The 16,631-nt window shown below is 64.1% G+C and carries 16 protein-coding genes; 7 read left to right on the top strand and 9 right to left on the bottom strand.

The window, feature by feature from the left end; all coding sequences use genetic code 11:
* Window positions 1-50: 50 nt before the first annotated feature.
* The 5 genes from JGU71_RS27850 to JGU71_RS27830 all read left to right on the top strand — a co-directional run bounded on the left by JGU71_RS27850 (window position 51) and on the right by JGU71_RS27830 (window position 6,258).
* The gene (locus JGU71_RS27850) at window positions 51-1,247 is read left to right on the top strand and encodes a DUF885 domain-containing protein (RefSeq protein ID WP_199708407.1); all 1,197 of its coding nucleotides are present in this window, start codon (window positions 51-53) and stop codon (window positions 1,245-1,247) included.
* A 60-nt stretch (window positions 1,248-1,307) separates the two neighbouring features.
* Window positions 1,308-2,600: a serine hydroxymethyltransferase gene (gene glyA, locus JGU71_RS27845; RefSeq protein WP_199708406.1), complete on the top strand. Its 1,293-nt coding sequence runs from the start codon at window positions 1,308-1,310 to the stop codon at window positions 2,598-2,600.
* Window positions 2,601-2,989: 389 nt separating this feature from the next.
* Window positions 2,990-4,282 carry an RNA 5'-3' helicase PhoH2 gene (gene phoH2, locus JGU71_RS27840; protein ID WP_307829956.1) on the top strand — a complete coding sequence of 431 codons (1,293 nt, stop codon included), beginning with the start codon at window positions 2,990-2,992 and terminating at the stop codon, window positions 4,280-4,282.
* A 394-nt stretch (window positions 4,283-4,676) separates the two neighbouring features.
* A complete protein-coding gene (locus JGU71_RS27835; protein WP_199708404.1) occupies window positions 4,677-5,291 on the top strand; it encodes an LGFP repeat-containing protein in 615 nt (204 codons plus the stop codon).
* 103 nt (window positions 5,292-5,394) lie between these two features.
* Window positions 5,395-6,258 (top strand): acyl-ACP desaturase, encoded by an 864-nt coding sequence (locus JGU71_RS27830; RefSeq protein ID WP_233530209.1) that lies wholly within the window; start codon window positions 5,395-5,397, stop codon window positions 6,256-6,258.
* Here the strand turns inward: JGU71_RS27830 and JGU71_RS27825 are convergent.
* The 4 genes from JGU71_RS27825 to glpX form a co-directional block, all read right to left on the bottom strand.
* Window positions 6,255-6,704 (bottom strand): limonene-1,2-epoxide hydrolase family protein, encoded by a 450-nt coding sequence (locus JGU71_RS27825; RefSeq protein ID WP_199708403.1) that lies wholly within the window; start codon window positions 6,702-6,704, stop codon window positions 6,255-6,257. The two genes, JGU71_RS27830 and JGU71_RS27825, sit on opposite strands and share 4 nt — an antisense overlap.
* Window positions 6,701-8,308, bottom strand: coding sequence for a serine hydrolase (locus JGU71_RS27820; protein ID WP_199708402.1), 1,608 nt, complete (start codon window positions 8,306-8,308; stop codon window positions 6,701-6,703). Before JGU71_RS27820 ends, JGU71_RS27825 begins: the two co-directional genes overlap by 4 nt.
* A 168-nt stretch (window positions 8,309-8,476) precedes the next feature.
* Window positions 8,477-9,877, bottom strand: a complete 1,401-nt coding sequence (locus JGU71_RS27815; protein WP_199708401.1) for a class II fumarate hydratase — start codon at window positions 9,875-9,877, stop codon at window positions 8,477-8,479.
* Between the two features lie 46 nt (window positions 9,878-9,923).
* Window positions 9,924-10,964, bottom strand: coding sequence for a class II fructose-bisphosphatase (glpX, locus tag JGU71_RS27810; protein WP_199708400.1), 1,041 nt, complete (start codon window positions 10,962-10,964; stop codon window positions 9,924-9,926).
* A gap of 153 nt (window positions 10,965-11,117) precedes the next feature.
* On the opposite strand from glpX, the gene JGU71_RS27805 reads away from it, so the two are divergent.
* A complete protein-coding gene (locus JGU71_RS27805) occupies window positions 11,118-11,678 on the top strand; it encodes a DUF4245 domain-containing protein (protein ID WP_199708399.1) in 561 nt (186 codons plus the stop codon).
* Window positions 11,679-11,690: 12 nt separating this feature from the next.
* On the opposite strand, the gene JGU71_RS27800 is transcribed toward JGU71_RS27805, so the two are convergent.
* From JGU71_RS27800 to JGU71_RS27785, 4 genes are all read right to left on the bottom strand, one after another.
* Window positions 11,691-12,221: a pyridoxamine 5'-phosphate oxidase family protein gene (locus JGU71_RS27800; RefSeq protein WP_199708398.1), complete on the bottom strand. Its 531-nt coding sequence runs from the start codon at window positions 12,219-12,221 to the stop codon at window positions 11,691-11,693.
* Window positions 12,222-12,271: 50 nt separating this feature from the next.
* Window positions 12,272-12,505 carry an exodeoxyribonuclease VII small subunit gene (locus JGU71_RS27795; protein ID WP_199708397.1) on the bottom strand — a complete coding sequence of 78 codons (234 nt, stop codon included), beginning with the start codon at window positions 12,503-12,505 and terminating at the stop codon, window positions 12,272-12,274.
* A gap of 78 nt (window positions 12,506-12,583) precedes the next feature.
* Window positions 12,584-13,831: an exodeoxyribonuclease VII large subunit gene (xseA, locus tag JGU71_RS27790; protein ID WP_199708396.1), complete on the bottom strand. Its 1,248-nt coding sequence runs from the start codon at window positions 13,829-13,831 to the stop codon at window positions 12,584-12,586.
* Window positions 13,828-14,412: a lipid droplet-associated protein gene (locus JGU71_RS27785; RefSeq protein ID WP_199708395.1), complete on the bottom strand. Its 585-nt coding sequence runs from the start codon at window positions 14,410-14,412 to the stop codon at window positions 13,828-13,830. Before JGU71_RS27785 ends, xseA begins: the two co-directional genes overlap by 4 nt.
* Window positions 14,413-14,510: 98 nt before the next feature.
* On the opposite strand from JGU71_RS27785, the gene JGU71_RS27780 reads away from it, so the two are divergent.
* Window positions 14,511-15,521 (top strand): 4-hydroxy-3-methylbut-2-enyl diphosphate reductase, encoded by a 1,011-nt coding sequence (locus JGU71_RS27780; protein ID WP_199708394.1) that lies wholly within the window; start codon window positions 14,511-14,513, stop codon window positions 15,519-15,521.
* Window positions 15,522-15,666: 145 nt separating this feature from the next.
* Here the strand turns inward: JGU71_RS27780 and JGU71_RS27775 are convergent, their stop codons facing one another.
* Window positions 15,667-16,596 (bottom strand): DUF6542 domain-containing protein, encoded by a 930-nt coding sequence (locus JGU71_RS27775; RefSeq protein WP_199708393.1) that lies wholly within the window; start codon window positions 16,594-16,596, stop codon window positions 15,667-15,669.
* Between the last annotated feature and the right edge of the window lie 35 nt (window positions 16,597-16,631).

The raw sequence follows: 16,631 nt of genomic DNA, 5'->3' as shown, positions 1-16,631 counted from the left end.
GGCTGTGACACCTGCTGCTCCGACGACGACGTCGACTAAGGTCGGACGGCATGGAATCCGACGCCTTGGTTCGCGAATACCTGCTGCTCGGGCTGTCGTTCGACCGGCTGGAAGACGGCTTCGTCGACGCCTTCACAGGTGATCCACAGTTGCGTAAGCAGGTCGAGAATGCCCCTGCGCCCGATCCGCGAAACCTGGCCCGTCGCGCGGCCGAGTTGCGTGCAGAGCTGCCTGCAGCAGGTCTGGCCGAGGATCGCGCCACGTTCCTCGACGCGCATCTGCGTGCGCTCGAATGCTCGGGACGCAAGTTTGCAGGTGAGCAGATCGGCTTCGTCGACGAGGTGAAGCAGTACTTCGACGTCGACATCGCGCTCGGCGACGTCGACGACTACCGCGAGGCTCACGAGCAGATCGCCACGGTGCTGCCGGGCCCGGGAAGTTTCATCGAACGTGTACAGGCTCATCGCGCATCGGAAGAGATTGCGCCGGAGAAGTTGCGCGATTGTGTGGAGGCGTTCTCCAGCGCGCTGCGCGATCTGGTCCGCAAGGAATACCCGCTGCCCGCCGAAGAGGTCGTCGAATACGAGGTCGTCGGAGACAAGCCGTGGTCGGGATTCAACTACTACCTCGGCAACTACACGTCACGAGTGGCGATCAACTCCGACCTCAAGCAGCACTTGGCGAATCTGCCGAGGTTGATCGCGCACGAGTCGTACCCGGGTCACCACACCGAGCATTGCCGCAAGGAAGCGGGCCTCGTCGGGGCAGGTCAGCTCGAGCAGACGCTGTTTCTCGTCAATACGCCGCAGTGCCTGATGGCCGAAGGTCTCGCCGATCTGGCGTTGCGGGCCATAGTCGGCCCCGAGTGGGGGTTGTGGGCGCAGGAGATCTACGCCGACCTCGGTATCCGCTTCGACGGTGAACGTGCCCAACGGCTTTCGGCTGCGTCGGCAAAGCTCCTCGGCGTACGGCAGGATGCTGCACTCCTCTTGCACGACAGAGGAAGGAGTGAGGACGACGTCGCGGAGTTCTTGCAGCGCTGGTCGATGTCGACGCCGAAACAGGCGCGGCAGTCGCTTCGCTTCCTGTCCTCGCCGCTGTGGCGTGCCTACATCAGCACCTACGTCGAGGGGTACCGACTGCTCGGTGGGTGGCTGGACGAGGCACCGACCGCGGCCGACCGATCGGAGCGCTTTCGCAGACTGCTCGACGAGCCGCTGACGCCGGGGGCGCTGCGCGCCTCGTGAGCACTTTCGGCGGGCGGGACCTCCGAAAAGACTCACGAGGCAACGCCCTAGAATGATCGCGTGACCGATACTTCTGCGTCCGTGAACAACCTCTCGCTCGGTGAGCTCGACCCCGAGGTCGCTGCCGCGATGGCAGGGGAGTTGGCCCGCGAACGCGACACGCTCGAGATGATCGCGTCCGAGAACTTCGTCCCGCGCGCGGTGCTGCAGGCGCAGGGGAGCGTGCTCACCAACAAGTACGCGGAGGGTTACCCCGGCCGTCGCTACTACGGCGGCTGCGAGCACGTCGACATCATCGAGACGCTCGCTCGCGACCGTGCGAAAGCTCTTTTCGGCGCGGACTTCGCGAACGTGCAACCGCACTCCGGTGCACAGGCCAACGCTGCGGTCCTGATGGCGCTGATGAACCCGGGCGAAAAGTTGCTCGGTCTCGATCTCGCACACGGTGGCCACCTCACGCACGGCATGCGCTTGAACTTCTCCGGCAAGCTGTACGAGGTGCACTCCTACGGGGTGAGCAAGGAAGACCACCGCATCGACATGGACGAGGTGCGCAAGATCGCACTCGAGTCGCGGCCGAAGGTGATCGTCGCAGGTTGGTCGGCATACCCGCGCCATCAGGATTTCGAAGCCTTCCGGTCGATCGCGGACGAGGTCGGCGCGTACCTCTGGGTCGACATGGCCCACTTCGCCGGCCTGGTTGCAGCTGGTCTGCACCCGTCGCCGGTTCCGTACGCCGATGTCGTGTCGACGACGGTCCACAAGACGCTCGGCGGACCCCGTTCGGGGCTGATCCTCGCCAAGCAGGAGTGGGCGAAGAAGCTGAACTCTGCGGTGTTCCCCGGTCAGCAGGGCGGTCCGCTTATGCATGCGATTGCGGCGAAGGCAGTGTCGCTCAAGGTTGCGGGCACCGACGAATTCAAGAACCGCCAGGAACGCACCATTTCCGGAGCCAAGATCCTCGCCGACCGGCTTACCGGTGCCGACATCGCGGGCAAGGGCATCAGCGTGCTGACCGGTGGCACCGACGTCCACCTCGTCCTCGTCGACCTTCGTAATTCCGAACTCGACGGCCAGCAGGGTGAAGACCTGCTGCACGAAGTCGGCATCACCGTGAACCGTAACGCCGTGCCGTTCGATCCCCGTCCGCCGATGGTGACATCCGGTTTGCGGATCGGAACCGCTGCGCTTGCGACCCGTGGTTTCGGCGACACCGAGTTCACCGAGGTTGCCGACATCATCGCGACAACGCTTGCCGGCGGCGACCTCGAAACCCAGCGTCGACGCGTATCCGCCGTCGCCGCGGCCTTCCCGCTGTACCCCGGCCTCGAAGACTGGCGCCTGCTCGGCTGAGCCGTTCACTCGGACAGTCGAGACTGTTGATACGGCCGTGACTCGCGTTAATAAGTTGTTCACCGACACGCCCTCGTGCGGGGCGACCGGATCGCGCGAATAGCAGTAGCGTCGGCAGTACGGGTAGCGGGGAAGCCGCCCGTGCGGGAGGTTCTGATCGTGGCTGATTCATTCAGTTCGAGGGGACCGGCACCCGGTCCTCGTGTCATCTGACACACAGGACCCGCCGGTCCAGCGAGTGAGTTTGCGTGGGTGCCATGCAGACGTAGGAGCCTCACGTGACTGCAACACGAGCCGTTTCCGCTTCATCGGGACGCACGGGGACAGCGTCGAAATCCCCCTCGCACCGCTCCACTGGACAAACCCCCGACACCTCTCCTTCGACCGGTGTGCGCACCTATGTGCTCGACACATCCGTGTTGTTGTCGGACCCGTGGGCGGTGATTCGATTCGCGGAACACGACGTCATCCTTCCGCTGGTCGTGATCGGTGAACTCGAAGGCAAACGGCATCACCACGAGCTCGGCTGGTTTGCTCGCGAATCCTTGAGAATGCTCGACGACCTGCGCTTGCAGTACGGACGGCTGGACCGGCCCGTACCGATCGGCACGGAGGGCGGCACGCTGCAGGTCGAGCTCAACCACACCGACCCGACCGTCTTGCCCGTCGGATTCCGCACGGACACAAACGATTCCAGAATTCTGGCGTGTGCTTTGAATCTCGCGGCCGAAGGTCGCGACGTGATCCTGGTCAGCAAGGACATCCCGCTGCGCGTGAAGGCGGGTGCGGTCGGACTCCCCGCCGACGAGTACCACGCTCACGATGTCGTCCCGTCGGGCTGGACCGGAATGACCGAACTCGACGTGGCGTCGACGACGATCGATCAGCTTTTCAGCGAGAGTGTGATCGATATCGACGAGGCGCGGGAGTTGCCGTGCCACACCGGAGTTCGGCTGCTCGGCGGGAGTTCGAGCGCGCTGGGACGCGTGACGCCGGACAAGCGCGTCCAGTTGGTCAGGGGTGAGCGTGAGGCCTTCGGACTGCACGGCCGATCGGCTGAGCAGCGCATCGCGTTGGAACTGCTCCTCGACGAGAGCATCGGCATCGTCTCCCTCGGCGGTAAGGCAGGCACCGGAAAGTCGGCGCTTGCCCTTACCGCCGGACTCGAAGCGGTACTCGAGCGGCGGACGCAGCGCAAGGTGGTCGTCTTCCGGCCGCTGTATGCGGTCGGTGGGCAGGAACTCGGCTACCTGCCGGGCAGCGAGAGCGAAAAAATGGGTCCGTGGGCGCAGGCGGTCTTCGACACCCTCGACGGGCTCGCCAGCCCTGAGGTGATGGAGGAAGTGATCCATCGCGGCATGTTGGAAGTGTTGCCGCTGACGCACATTCGCGGCCGGTCGCTGCACGACTCCTTCGTCATCGTCGACGAGGCCCAGTCGCTGGAACGCAATGTGCTGCTCACCGTTCTGAGCCGACTCGGCAGCGGTTCGCGAGTGGTGTTGACGCACGACGTCGCTCAGCGCGACAACCTGCGGGTCGGCCGCCACGACGGTGTCGCCGCGGTGATCGAGAAGTTGAAGGGACATCCGCTCTTCGCGCACATCACGTTGACGAGGAGCGAGCGCTCGCCCATCGCGGCTCTGGTCACCGAAATGTTGGAAGAATTCGGCCCGAATTCCTAGATAAGCGCTTCGCCTGATGGGCGGTTGAAAGGTAGAAACACCTTTCAACCGCCCGTTCTGTTGCATAGCCGGCTATTCGCCAGGAATTTTTTCGGCGATGTTTGGGCTACCGATCACACGGGTACGAAGCCTGAGTGCTGGTCGGGGAGTGTGCCAATTCGTCCGTTGAATCGGTCGGTTGGCATTTATGTTTGCGGCATTGCTCGCGAATATCGTTGCGGTGCACGACGGGCCGTCGAACCCCTCGGCTGACGCACGGGGGATCGTATTTCCGGCTTGTATCAGCCGACGATCTTTCCGAAGAATTTGCCCCGCTGTTGCGGGTGGCTCCGATACGCTCCCACCCGGGTGCGTGCCATACGTCGCCCGTAATTCCATCGAGAGGACTCGAAGTATGCGCCAAATTACCAAGAGAACTGCCGCTTTTGCCGCCGCGACTGCTGCGGTTGCGTTGGTCGCCGTCGGTTGTGGCGAAGACGACAAGGCGTCCGACGTGGTCGAGTCGGCCAAGTCGAGTGCCGGTCAACTCACCGAATCGCTGAAGCCGTCCGCATCCGAAGAGAGTGGCGCCGAAGGCTCATCCACGACCGCGGAGGGGTCGGCGGCGGAGTCAACGGAAGCCAGCGGAACCGAAGGGGCTGGCGGGGAGACCACGATCGCCGGTCCCGACGGCCAGGAGTACACCGTCGCAGGCCCGATCCTCGCGAAGTACACCGCGTCGGGTGGTCCGACGAGCCCACTCGGTGCACCGACAAGCGCGGAGGAAGCTGCTCCCGGTGGCGGTAAGTACCAGGAGTTCGTCGGCGGCATCATCTACTGGAACGACAAGACGCAGGCGCACGTCGTCTGGGGCAAGATCCGCGAAGCCTGGGAAGCAGAAGGCGGACCGGAGGGCTCGCTCGGCTACCCGATCTCCGATGAGAAGGACATCCCGGGAGGCAAGCAGAGCGACTTCGAAAACGGTCACATCACGTTCGTGAACAACGAGACCACGGTCGTTCCGAAGTAGCAGTAAGCGCAGGTGTCGCGTGGTGGCCGTCGACTATGACGGCCACCACGCGTCTGTTTCCCCGGGTGCTGACTCACACTCGACGGTGCGCAGCGACTACCGTATGGGCGTGCCTGACGAAATGAACGACAAAGCGCTGCTGATCGCGCTGGCTCCTGTCGTGGAAGAAAACCTGCATCTCCATGGTGACGCCGCCGAAGGCTGGCAGCCGCAGGACCTCGTTCCGTGGGACGACGGTCGCAATTTCGCCTTCCTCGGCGGTGAGGACTGGGCTCCAGAGCAGTCGACGCTCAGCGAGATCGGCAAGCTCGCTCTCACAGTCGGTGTGCTCGCAGCCGACAACATGCCGTCCTATCACCGGGAACTGGCCAAGCATCTGCGGATCGGTCCGTGGTGGCGTTGGGTCGGGCGCTGGACTGCCGAGGAGAATCGGCACTCGATCGTCATCCGTGATTACCTCGTTCTGACGCGCGCCGTCGATCCCGTCGCACTCGAACGCATCCGTATGACGCACATGACCAACAACTACAACGCGCCCGCGATGCACCTGATCGAGGTGCTCGTCAACGCGGCCTTCGAAGAGACCGCATCGAGCATTCGCCATCGCAACACGGCAAAGCTTGCAGGCGATCCCGTTGTCGCCGGCATCTGCGAGAAGATCGCCACCGACGACGAACTGCAGCGCGACTTCTACGCCAACATCGTCGTCGCCGCACTGGATCTGGTTCCCGATCAGGCGATGCGCGCGATCGCGGACCGAGTCCGTGGCTTCAAGGTTCCGACGATTCCGCTCGCCGACGGTCGGGACAGCACCACCGACCTCGCCGAGGCAGGCATCTACGATCCCGCGCGCCAGGACGAACTGGTGTTCCGCCCGTTGCTGGAGAAGTGGAACGTCTTCGAGCGCACCGACCTCGGCGTCGACGGCGAAAAGGCCCGCGAGGAACTGGCGAGCCTGCGCGTCTAGTCGAGCGCAGGCGTGCGGCGCAGCACGGCCTGGGTCAGGCCGACTGCGGTGCCCTTTGCGAAGTTCGCCCAGCTGAAGTAATCGTGCCAGATGGCGATCTTGCCGTCGCGAAGCTCGAATGTGCCACATACCCAGAAGGCGATCCGTACCGGACCGAAGCGGAGCACGTCCGTGCGTTCGGTCAGCACGACGCTTTCGGAACTAGCCGTAGCCGATTCGGCGATGTGGTGGATGTGAGCCGCGAACCCGATACGAAGTTTCGGGCCCATCGATAGCGCACGGTCGAGATTTCCAGCGCCACGAGCGGTCGACAGCGAGTTGTTGATCCACTCGACGTCGTCGGTGACGAGTTCGAGTGCCTCTGCGGTCGCATCCACCTCCAGCGCCCCGAGAAATTCTCGGACCGTTGTCGTTGCGTCCTGTTTGATGTCGCTGAGCGGTGTCATCGATTGAACCTACCCAATCCGTCCTCGTCGAAATACTCGAGCGTCAGGGAGTTGCCCGAGAACGTTGACTTGGAGATCGATCCCGGTGCTGCGTTTTCCCCACTCAGCGGGAACGTGAAGGTGTCACCGTCCCAATGTGTCAACGGGTAGGTGACGTTCTTGGGGCCCATCGTCAGCACCAGATTGCCGTTGGTTTCGGCGATTGTCGCCGGACCCCAGTACTCGTTGTCGTAGCGGCCTGCCAGGGACTGCAACGGCGGCGGGAGAGCGGGGTTGGTCGGTGCGGTCTGGCCTACCAGCGACCCTGCCGGATCGTCGAGTGCGGAGAAGGCGTCTCGGTACAGGTCGCGCCAGTTCTCCCGAACCTCACCGAACTGAACGAGGTCGCTGAATTCTGCGGTCAACGTTTCGGGAAGCCCGATCGGTGCGGCGTTGGTCAGCGCGACGATGGCAACGTCTGCGGACGGAATCACCAGGAAGTTGGTTCCCGCGCCGAGTGCGAACGCTCCGGAATGGCTGTACACGGTGCGTCCGGCCGGCGATGTACCGACGTTGAATCCGTACCCGTAGAACCCGGCGCGAGCGTCAGGTGAGGTCGACGGCGAGGATACCGACTGAACGGATATTGCCGGGAGGATCGCGTCGGCTGGAGCGATCTCCTTGTCGTCGAAACGGCCGTTTGCCAGCATCATCGTCAGCCACTTGGACATGTCGTTGACCGACGAACTGACACCGCCAGCAGGCGATTGCTCGTCCGGCTCGCGGACGTACTCGGCGACCCATTCGTTGTCGACCTTCACATGCCCGACAGCATGGTTCGGCCTTGCCTTGAAATCGGCGAATCGTGAACTCGTCGACGACATCCCCAGCGGTTGATACAGCACCTGATCGGAGAGTTGCGCCCAGTCGGTGTTCGCCGCTGTTGCGACTGCCTCCGCGGCGGCGGTGAGCCCGAAGTTGGTGTAGTTGTAGCTGATTCGGAACGGGTCCAGCGGTTCCAGGCGCAGGCGTTCGAGGATCTGCCTGCGGTCGTAGCCGAGGTCTTCCAGGTTGTCTCCCGCATGTTCCGGTAGTCCGGATCGGTGTGCGAACAGATCCCCGATCGTGACGGTCTGGGTGACGAGCGGGTCGCGCAATGCGAACCATGGCAGCTTCGACACGATCGGCGTGGTCCAGTCGATCGATTTCGTTCCGACCTGATGAGCGACCACGGTCGCGGCCAACGACTTCGACACCGACGCCAGCTGGAACACCGTGTCCGCATCGACGGAGTCGCCGCTGCCGACATCGCGAACACCGAAACCTTTTGCGTACACGGTCTTCCCGCCGTGCACCACTGCTACTGCCATGCCGGGTATGCCGGACGACGCCATGAGCTCGTCGACGATTCCGTCCAACTTACCGACCGCTTCGTCGACGCGGCCATCGGGAATGGGCACTCCCGCAACGACATTCGGGGGCGCACTGGCCGCGGCCGGGTCGGTGGCTGCGGTATCGGTCGTATCTGTGTTCTCGGGCGTCACTGTCGTGCAACCGCCGACGAGTCCGACGATCGAAAATACGGTCGCGGCGATCATGGTCGCGCGCCGACTGTGCCGAGTCATGGGCAAACCGTAGTCCTCGGCCAGCGCCTCGGATAGATCTTGAACGACGCCCTTTCAGGTGCTAGCAGCGACGAGTTGGCGCGCCGCTCACCCGGACACGAAGCGGGGACCGCTGCACGAATGCTGCGATCCCCGCTGTCGGAAATCCTGTGACGATGTGGCCGTGCCCTACTTCACTTTTGCCATTGCGAGGACGTCGAGGCGACGGTCGAGTTCTTCCTCCGACAGCTTGTCGCCGATGAGGCCACGGTCGACGACGGTCTGGCGGATCGTCTTCTTCTCCTTGAGCGCCTGCTTGGCGACGGCAGCTGCCTCTTCGTAACCGATCGCCGAATTCAGCGGAGTCACGATCGACGGCGACGATTCCGCAAGTTCCTTGAGGTGATCGACATTCGCGATCAGGCCGCTGACGCACTTGTCGGCGAACAGCCGCGAGACGTTGGCGATCAACTTGAACGATTCGAGGAGGTTGCGCGCCATCATCGGGATGTAGACGTTGAGCTCGAACGCGCCGGCAGCGCCACCCCATGCGACTGCGGCGTCGTTACCGACGACCTGCGCTGCGACCTGCGTAACCGCTTCCGGCAGAACCGGATTGACCTTGCCGGGCATGATCGAGCTGCCTGGCTGCAGGTCGGGAAGCTGGATTTCGCCGAGTCCGGTCAGCGGACCCGATCCCATCCAGCGGATGTCGTTGGCGATCTTGGTCAAGGAGATGGCGATGGTGCGCAGCGCACCCGATGCTTCGACGAGGCCGTCACGCGCGGCCTGGGCCTCGAAGCTGTCCTTGGCGGGGGTGAGTGCGTCGACACCGGTCGAGGCGACGAGTTCGGTGACGACCTTGGGGCCGAAGCCGTCCGGTGCGTTGAGACCGGTGCCGACCGCGGTGCCACCGATGGGAAGTTCACCGAGGCGGGGGAGCGTCGACTGCACGCGCTCGATGCCTGCCTGAATCTGGCGGGCATAGCCGCCGAACTCCTGACCGAGGGTGACGGGAACGGCGTCCATCAGGTGGGTCCGGCCCGACTTGACGACGGTCTTCCACTCGGTCGCCTTCGCGGCGAGCGCCTCGTGCAGGTATTCGAGCGCTGGAATCAGATCGGTGACAGCGGCTTCGGTCGCGGCGACGTGCGTCGCGGTCGGGAACGTGTCGTTGGACGACTGCGACATGTTGACGTGGTCGTTGGGGTGCACGTCGACGCCGTTCGCCTTCGCGATGCTGGCGATGACCTCGTTGGCGTTCATGTTCGAGCTGGTGCCCGACCCGGTCTGGAAGACGTCGATCGGGAACTGGTCGTCGTGTTTGCCCTCAGCGATCTCGTTCGCAGCCGCGATGATCGCGTCCGCCTTGTCGGCGTCGAGCAGGCCGAGGTCCTTGTTGACCTTCGCGCACGCGCCCTTCAGCAGGCCCATCGCGCGGATCTGGGTGCGCTCGAGTGGCCGGAAGCTGATCGGGAAATTCTCGACGGCCCGTTGCGTTTGTGCACGCCACAGGGCATCGATGGGGACGCGGACCTCGCCCATCGTGTCGTGCTCGATGCGGTATTGCTGTTCTGTGCTCTCGGTCATGAGGTAAACCTTGCCAGTTGTGGGTCGGGGAGCGGGCGGCCGGAGATCAAGGCATCGGAAAATCTGCGCCGTCTTCACCATCGAAGTCGACTGCCGAATATTCACGCAGCTTGGTGAGGCGGTGGTAGGCGTCGATCATGCGAACGGTGCCGGACTTGGAGCGCATCACGATCGACTGCGTTGTTGCTCCGCCGCCGCTGTAGCGAACGCCGCGCAGCAGGTCGCCGTCCGTCACGCCGGTTGCGCAGAAGAAGACGTTCTCGCCGGAGACCAAGTCTTCGGTCAGCAGGATGCGGTCGAGATCGTGGCCTGCGTCGATCGCCTTCTGGCGTTCCTCGTCGTCGGTCGGGGCAAGACGACCCTGCAGAACCCCGCCCATACAACGCATCGCGGCGGCGGCGATGATGCCTTCGGGTGTGCCGCCCGTGCCGACGAGAATGTCGGTACCCGATTCGGGCCGTGCGGCAGCGATCGCTCCCGCGACGTCGCCGTCGGAGATGAGCCGGATGCGGGCACCGGTGTCTCGCACCTTCTGGATGAGGTCGTTGTGCCGTGGCCGATCGAGAATGCACACGGTTATGTCGGAGACGGACGATTTCTTCGCCTTCGCGACGCGACGGATGTTCTCCGAGACGGGCGCGGTGATGTCGATGACGTCCGCAGCGTCGGGTCCGACGGCGATCTTGTCCATGTAGAACACGGCCGACGGGTCGAACATGGAACCGCGTTCGGACACCGCGAGCACCGAGATGGCGTTCGGCATACCCTTCGACATCAGCGTTGTTCCGTCGACGGGATCCACAGCGAAGTCGCAGTCGGGTCCGTCGCCGTTGCCGACGAGTTCGCCGTTGTAGAGCATCGGTGCTTCGTCCTTTTCGCCTTCGCCGATGACGACGACGCCGCGCATGGATACCGAGCTGACGAGTTGCCGCATCGCGTCGACCGCGGCACCGTCGCCGCCCTCTTTGTCACCGCGTCCGACCCAGCGTCCGGCCGCCATAGCTCCAGCCTCGGTGACTCGTACGAGTTCGAGGGCGAGGTTGCGGTCCGGTGCTTCGCGTCGACTGGGTTTGATGCTGGACGTCATCCGCAGTGCCTCCTGGTTACGTCACGCGGCGGCCTCGTGTGCCGGCGTCGGGAACATGGGTGATTCTTTCAGAACGGCTTGTGCAGCCGTGCTTTGGCCTGTGCCACGCCTGCCAGTGTGACGGCCGAACTCGGGGCTGGGATACTTTTCGGCGTGGCCTCCGACAAACCCCGCATATTTCACAGCTCGCGCGATATGGCTCTCTCGCTCATCCCGCTCGTGCTTCTGTGCTTGGCGATCGCGGGGATTGCCAGCCAGTGCAGCTTCAGCCCCGGCGGTCCGAAACCTGGGCCGGTACCGACGATCGACGTCGACGCGGTCTCCCAGGTCGATGCGCGTGAGCTCGGATTCCCGATACGAAAGCCGGTGTTGCCGGACGGTTGGCAACCCAACTCGGCCGAGCGCGTCCAAGTTCCTGGCGGCAGCGTGTCGAGTCGAATCGGCTACGTCTCTCCGAACGGCCGTTACGTCGAAATCCACCAGAGCAATGCGAGCGAAGACGCGTTGGTCCGCAAGGTCGTCGGCGAGAGCACCGCGGTCGGCACCGAAACGATCGGCACTCGCAAGTGGGTTGTCTACGGCGGCGAAGGTGAGAAACGGGCATGGTTCGCGAACTTCGGCGACGCCTCCATCCTGATTGCCGGTGGAGCGACGGCCGCGGAGTTCGCCGAAGTCGCACAGGCCATCGGGGACGCGACGCCGCTGCCGCGGTGACCTCGGGGATGACTAGGGGTGGCTGGGGCCGACGTAGTCGAACCGCCACCTGGTCGGTGCGTGCAGATTCGATTCCCAGCCGAAGACAACCTGGGGAAACACTCGGAACACTGGTCCGCCGGAGCCGTCGCTGTCCTCGATTCCGACTGCGGTCGGGTGCATCGGCCAGTCGTATTTCGATCCGTAGTGCTCGCACATCCTGCGCAGTTCGCCGGCTGCGATCGCCGGTCGCGCGGTTCCCTCGATGATCACCGCCGCATCGCCGTCCTCGAGATTCACGCTGATGGCAGCGTTGCCCACGAGGTTGTGCCGAGCAAGTGAGCCCGTGCTGAACCACAACGAATTATCGAGCCAGACACCCCAAACGGGGCGAGTATGCGGACGACCGTCGGGGCGGTTGGTCGAGATCCAGTAATTCTTCGCCAGCGACAGGCGCGCGATTGCCCATGTCCACGGCAGCAAACTGGAACCCGTCGAAGGGGCGCCGAACAGAATCGGCGCCGACGCAGGGGGATCGCCCGGCACAGTAGATGACGCATCCACAAAACCGACGATAGTCCTCGTCGGAGCTGTGATCGAAGAGCAAAGCGAGACTACTTTCGGTTGGCCTCCGCGGCCGCGAGTGCTGCTTCGACTCGACCGCGTGCACCGGCGAGGTGCTCCTCGCAACGGTTGGCAAGCGCCTCCCCACGCTCCCAGAGAGCGAGCGAGGCATCGAGGTCCAATCCGCCTTGTTCGAGGATTCGAACGACGTCGACGAGTTCTTCGCGGGCCGCTTCGTAGCCCATCTGCGAGATTTCTGTTGGGGTGTCGTCACTGTGCGGCAATGTTCCGTCGCTTCCATCAAGTACTTCGATCGTCGCGCCGAGGGCGAGCGGAGCGACAGTGGGAATTATCGGGGGATCCTATCGATGCGGCCCGAGCGATGCAGCGCTGACAGCACCGTCAGCAACCCGAATCCGAAGCTGCGCTCCGGGCGGGGCATCGGCAACAGAACGTAGCACGTGTGGGTCCGCGCTTCCGTTCATTCGCTGGACGACCGCGTATCCACGCGCAAGTGTCGCCGCTGGTCCGAGTGTCGTCAGGCGCTCTCGGAGATGAGCGGCCCGCGTGCCTTCCAGATCGAGCGCGCGAACGATGTCGCGCCGGGCGGCTTGCCTCAGCATGGCAATCTCGTCCGCACGACCTGCGAGGTCGCGAGTCGGCTCGGCCAGTGCTGGACGACTTCGAATCTGGCCGATCACGCGGAGTTCGCGTTCGACCCACCCGCGCAGCGCAGCCACGGCACGACCTCGATAGTCGGCGACCAGTGCTTGCTCGGCATTGGCATCGGGAACGACGCGTTTGGCTGCGTCGGTCGGCGTCGCGGCACGAAGGTCCGCGACATAGTCGCTCAGCGGGCTGTCTGGTTCGTGGCCGATCGCACTGACGATCGGCGTTCGCGCCGCGACAATCGCACGGCACAGCGTCTCGTCCGAAAACGGCAGCAGATCTTCGACGCTGCCGCCGCCGCGCGCAAGGATGACGACGTCGACGTCGGCATCGGCGTCCAGTTCTGCGATGGCGGTGAGCAACTGCGGAACAGCGGTCGGACCTTGGACGGCAACATTCTTGATCACGAATCGCACTGCAGGCCAACGGCTTTGCGCGACCGAAACGACGTCGCGTTCAGCGGCGCTTGCCCTGCCCGTTACCAGCCCGATCGTCCTGGGCAGGAACGGAATCGGTCGTTTCAAGCGAGGATCGAAGAGCCCCTCCGCCGCGAGCAGCGCCCGCAGGCGCTCGATCCTGGCCAAGAGTTCGCCGATGCCGATTGCGCGAATTTCGGTGACGCGCAGCGAGATCGTGCCCCGGCCGGGATAGAAGGCGAGCTTGCCGAACATGATCACGCGGCTGCCCTCGGTCAACGCCACGGGCGAATCTCGGATCAGTTCCGGTGTACAGGTCACCGTCAACGACATGTCGGCGGCGGGATCACGTAATACGACGAATGCGGTCCGCGTGCCGGGCCTAACGTTGATCTGAGTTATCTGGCCCTCGACCCAAATGCTGCCGAGGCGATCGATCCACTGGGTGACCTTCGTCGACACCGACCGGACCGGCCACGGATTCTCGGCAGAGTTGGAGGTCCGTGGTTGCTGGGCAGCAGTCACTTCGCCTTCGTTGAAACAATCCTGTTGGACAGCATCGTCACGAACGGGGCGCGCGCAAGGCTGCCCTCTTCGTAGTCGAGCAGTGCCGTCAACTCTTCGAGTGACAAGTTCCGCAACCGTGCGCGCAGCTGTGCAAGCGTCAGGTTGGCGTAATCGAGGTACGCAGCAATCTCCGGCTCGGCTGCCGGTTCAGGCGCTGGAGCCGCATTCGACGACGCGTTCGTCGATCGCGGGGTGCTCACGCCTGCGCGCTGCTCCTTCGGCGGCATCGAGTACAACGCGAAGCGACCCGGGGTTTCCGAGCGTTCGGCGATATCGGGCACATCGAGTTCGGTCTCGTCCTCGTCGAACGTCGCCCACTCCGGTTGGTCCTGATCAGGGCCGAGCAGCGGACTGAAAACCCGATCGCCCTTGATGGCCAAGCTCGTGAGGAACTGTTGGAAATGCATCCCGGTCTGGAGCATCTGGCTGAACGCGGTCATCGGCAGCGTCACAGCAGTCGAAGGGAACTTACGGGTCTCTTCGAGTATGTACACCGCGGCACCAGCGGCAACCCGCGCCAGATAAGGAGGTCGAATCATAACCATAGGGTGCCTGACGAGCGGCAGATTTGGTAGTTGAGAGTGTGATCCGTCCTTGTGAGGGCGGATGGAGCGCCATCGACACGTATCCTCGAGGTATGTCTGCGCCTGTACCACTCAATGTCGGGATCACACGATCTGCGGGTCGAGGTGGCGTCGGTACCGCGACCGGTAAGCGAGTCCTGCTGGCAGAACCACGTGGTTACTGCGCCGGGGTCGACCGCGCTGTCGAAACCGTCGAGAAAGCACTCGAGAAGCACGGCGCCCCCATCTACGTGCGTAAAGAGATCGTCCACAACCGCCACGTCGTCGAAACGCTGGAAGACCAGGGCGTCATCTTCGTGGACGAAACCGACGAAGTTCCGGAGGGTTCGCTGCTCGTCTTCTCCGCGCACGGAGTGTCGCCTGCCGTGCACGACGCCGCAGCAAGTCGCAGCCTGCGCACGATCGACGCCACGTGCCCGCTGGTGACCAAGGTGCACCAGGAAGCCAAGCGGTTCGCGCGCGACGACTACGACATTCTTCTCATCGGCCACGAAGGCCACGAAGAAGTCGAAGGAACTGCCGGCGAAGCACCGAATCACGTCCAGTTGGTCGACGGACCCGATTCGGTGGACCGCGTCACTGTCCGCGACGAAGCCAAGGTCATCTGGCTGTCGCAGACCACCCTGAGCGTCGACGAGACCATGCAAACGGTCGCCCGGCTGCGCGAGAAGTTCCCCACGCTGCAGGATCCGCCGAGCGACGACATCTGCTACGCGACCCAGAACCGGCAGGTCGCCGTCAAAGCGATGGCGCCCGAATGCGATTTGGTGATCGTCGTCGGCTCGAAGAACTCGTCCAACTCGGTGCGGCTCGTCGAGGTAGCACTCGGAGCGGGTGCCCGCGCCTCGTACCTGGTCGACTACGCCCGCGAGATCGACACGACCTGGTTCGACGGCTGCCAGACAGTCGGCCTCACCTCGGGTGCATCGGTGCCCGAAGTGCTGGTCCGCGGCGTGATCGACCTACTCGCCGAGCACGGTTTCGCCGACGTGCAGCCTGTGACGACAGCCAATGAGACCTTGGTCTTCTCGCTGCCAAGAGAACTGCGTGGGAGCCGGACCTAACCGGGGTTAACGCGAACGAAGATCGCGGAGGGGCCAGTGTGAGCTGGACTGACGACTGAGGGAGCGCAGCGACCGAAGGAGGAGGGAAGCTCACACGCAAAAGGCCCCGAAGCCCAGCGAGCGGAGCGAGCCAATGTCACAGTCACTACTCTTCGCGATCTCGATAACGCACTCGCGGGCTCGGGTGGGCCGGGACATCGGCACGCCTTCGCCCCTCTGACGCCTGCCTTCGTGCCTGCGGAGCCGCATAGTCCTGAGCTGCGTAATCTCGCGCTGCGTAGTCCTGAGCTGCATAATCTCGAGTCGCGTGGTCCCGCGCCGCATAGTCCCGAGCGGGGTAGTCGTGGACCAACCGTTCCGCGCGGGGCGTCGAACGCGTCGCCGGCGGATCCTCCGGTGGCTTCGGGTACCGGTAGCGATAGGTGCCGGGCGCCTCGGACTGCGGTGCTTCGCGCGGGGCGCGGTCGCGCGTCGGCGGATCGTCGTAACGCTTCTGCCGAATCGGATCGTCCCGGTAGGCACTGCGCGGTGGGGGAGTCTCGCGTCCGATCGGAGGCTCGCGACGGGTACTGCGGGCGTCGCGTCGCGGCGGGGTGGGTCCCGCCTCCGCGTCGGGTTTCGCGGGCCGGCGTGGACGAGTGCCGGGCCGTGGTCGACGAGGCTCGTCCTCCGCTGCCGATGCGCTGCGAGTTCGACGCGGGAGTGTGCTGCGTTGCTGGCTCACGAGGAACATCCGAACGAGGCCGATGATCAGCGCGAGCAAAGTTGTCGCCAGCATGGTCGGAAATCTGTCGACCAGAGGTAGCGCAACGTTGAGGAGGATGTCCCTGAGTGACTTGCCGGGTTCTTCGGTGAAGTACTGGGATGCCAGCGGCACTGCGATGAACAAGATGAGGGGCGGCTGGACCATCGCGGTGAACAAGCCACGATGACGAACCGCGATGACCGCTGCGATGCAACCGAGGAAGTAGAGCACGGAGAACGCGCCCGTCAGTTCCGAGCCACGCGAGGCATCGATCAGGAAGCCGACGAACGTCGCTCCAACGGCGATGAGCACTGCGATCGCGGCCGACACGCCGGGTACCGTCGGCAACGCCGACCGTTGCGCTA

The organism is Antrihabitans stalagmiti (assembly GCF_016482825.1).
Classification (GTDB): Bacteria; Actinomycetota; Actinomycetes; order Mycobacteriales; family Mycobacteriaceae; genus Antrihabitans; species Antrihabitans stalagmiti.
Note: the sequence above shows the minus strand (reverse complement) of the source record. Positions and strands in the feature narration are given on the sequence as shown.

What these genes read in the sequence shown, in the direction of transcription:
- JGU71_RS27830 (WP_233530209.1), top strand. Translation starts at nt 5,395, where the DNA reads ATGGGCGTGCCTGACGAAATGAACGACAAAGCGCTGCTGATCGCGCTG.
- JGU71_RS27825 (WP_199708403.1), bottom strand. Translation starts at nt 6,704, where the DNA reads ATGACACCGCTCAGCGACATCAAACAGGACGCAACGACAACGGTCCGA.
- glpX (WP_199708400.1), bottom strand. Translation starts at nt 10,964, where the DNA reads ATGACGTCCAGCATCAAACCCAGTCGACGCGAAGCACCGGACCGCAAC.
- JGU71_RS27820 (WP_199708402.1), bottom strand. Translation starts at nt 8,308, where the DNA reads ATGACTCGGCACAGTCGGCGCGCGACCATGATCGCCGCGACCGTATTT.
- JGU71_RS27835 (WP_199708404.1), top strand. Translation starts at nt 4,677, where the DNA reads ATGCGCCAAATTACCAAGAGAACTGCCGCTTTTGCCGCCGCGACTGCT.
- JGU71_RS27815 (WP_199708401.1), bottom strand. Translation starts at nt 9,877, where the DNA reads ATGACCGAGAGCACAGAACAGCAATACCGCATCGAGCACGACACGATG.
- JGU71_RS27780 (WP_199708394.1), top strand. Translation starts at nt 14,511, where the DNA reads ATGTCTGCGCCTGTACCACTCAATGTCGGGATCACACGATCTGCGGGT.
- JGU71_RS27785 (WP_199708395.1), bottom strand. Translation starts at nt 14,412, where the DNA reads ATGATTCGACCTCCTTATCTGGCGCGGGTTGCCGCTGGTGCCGCGGTG.
- JGU71_RS27850 (WP_199708407.1), top strand. Translation starts at nt 51, where the DNA reads ATGGAATCCGACGCCTTGGTTCGCGAATACCTGCTGCTCGGGCTGTCG.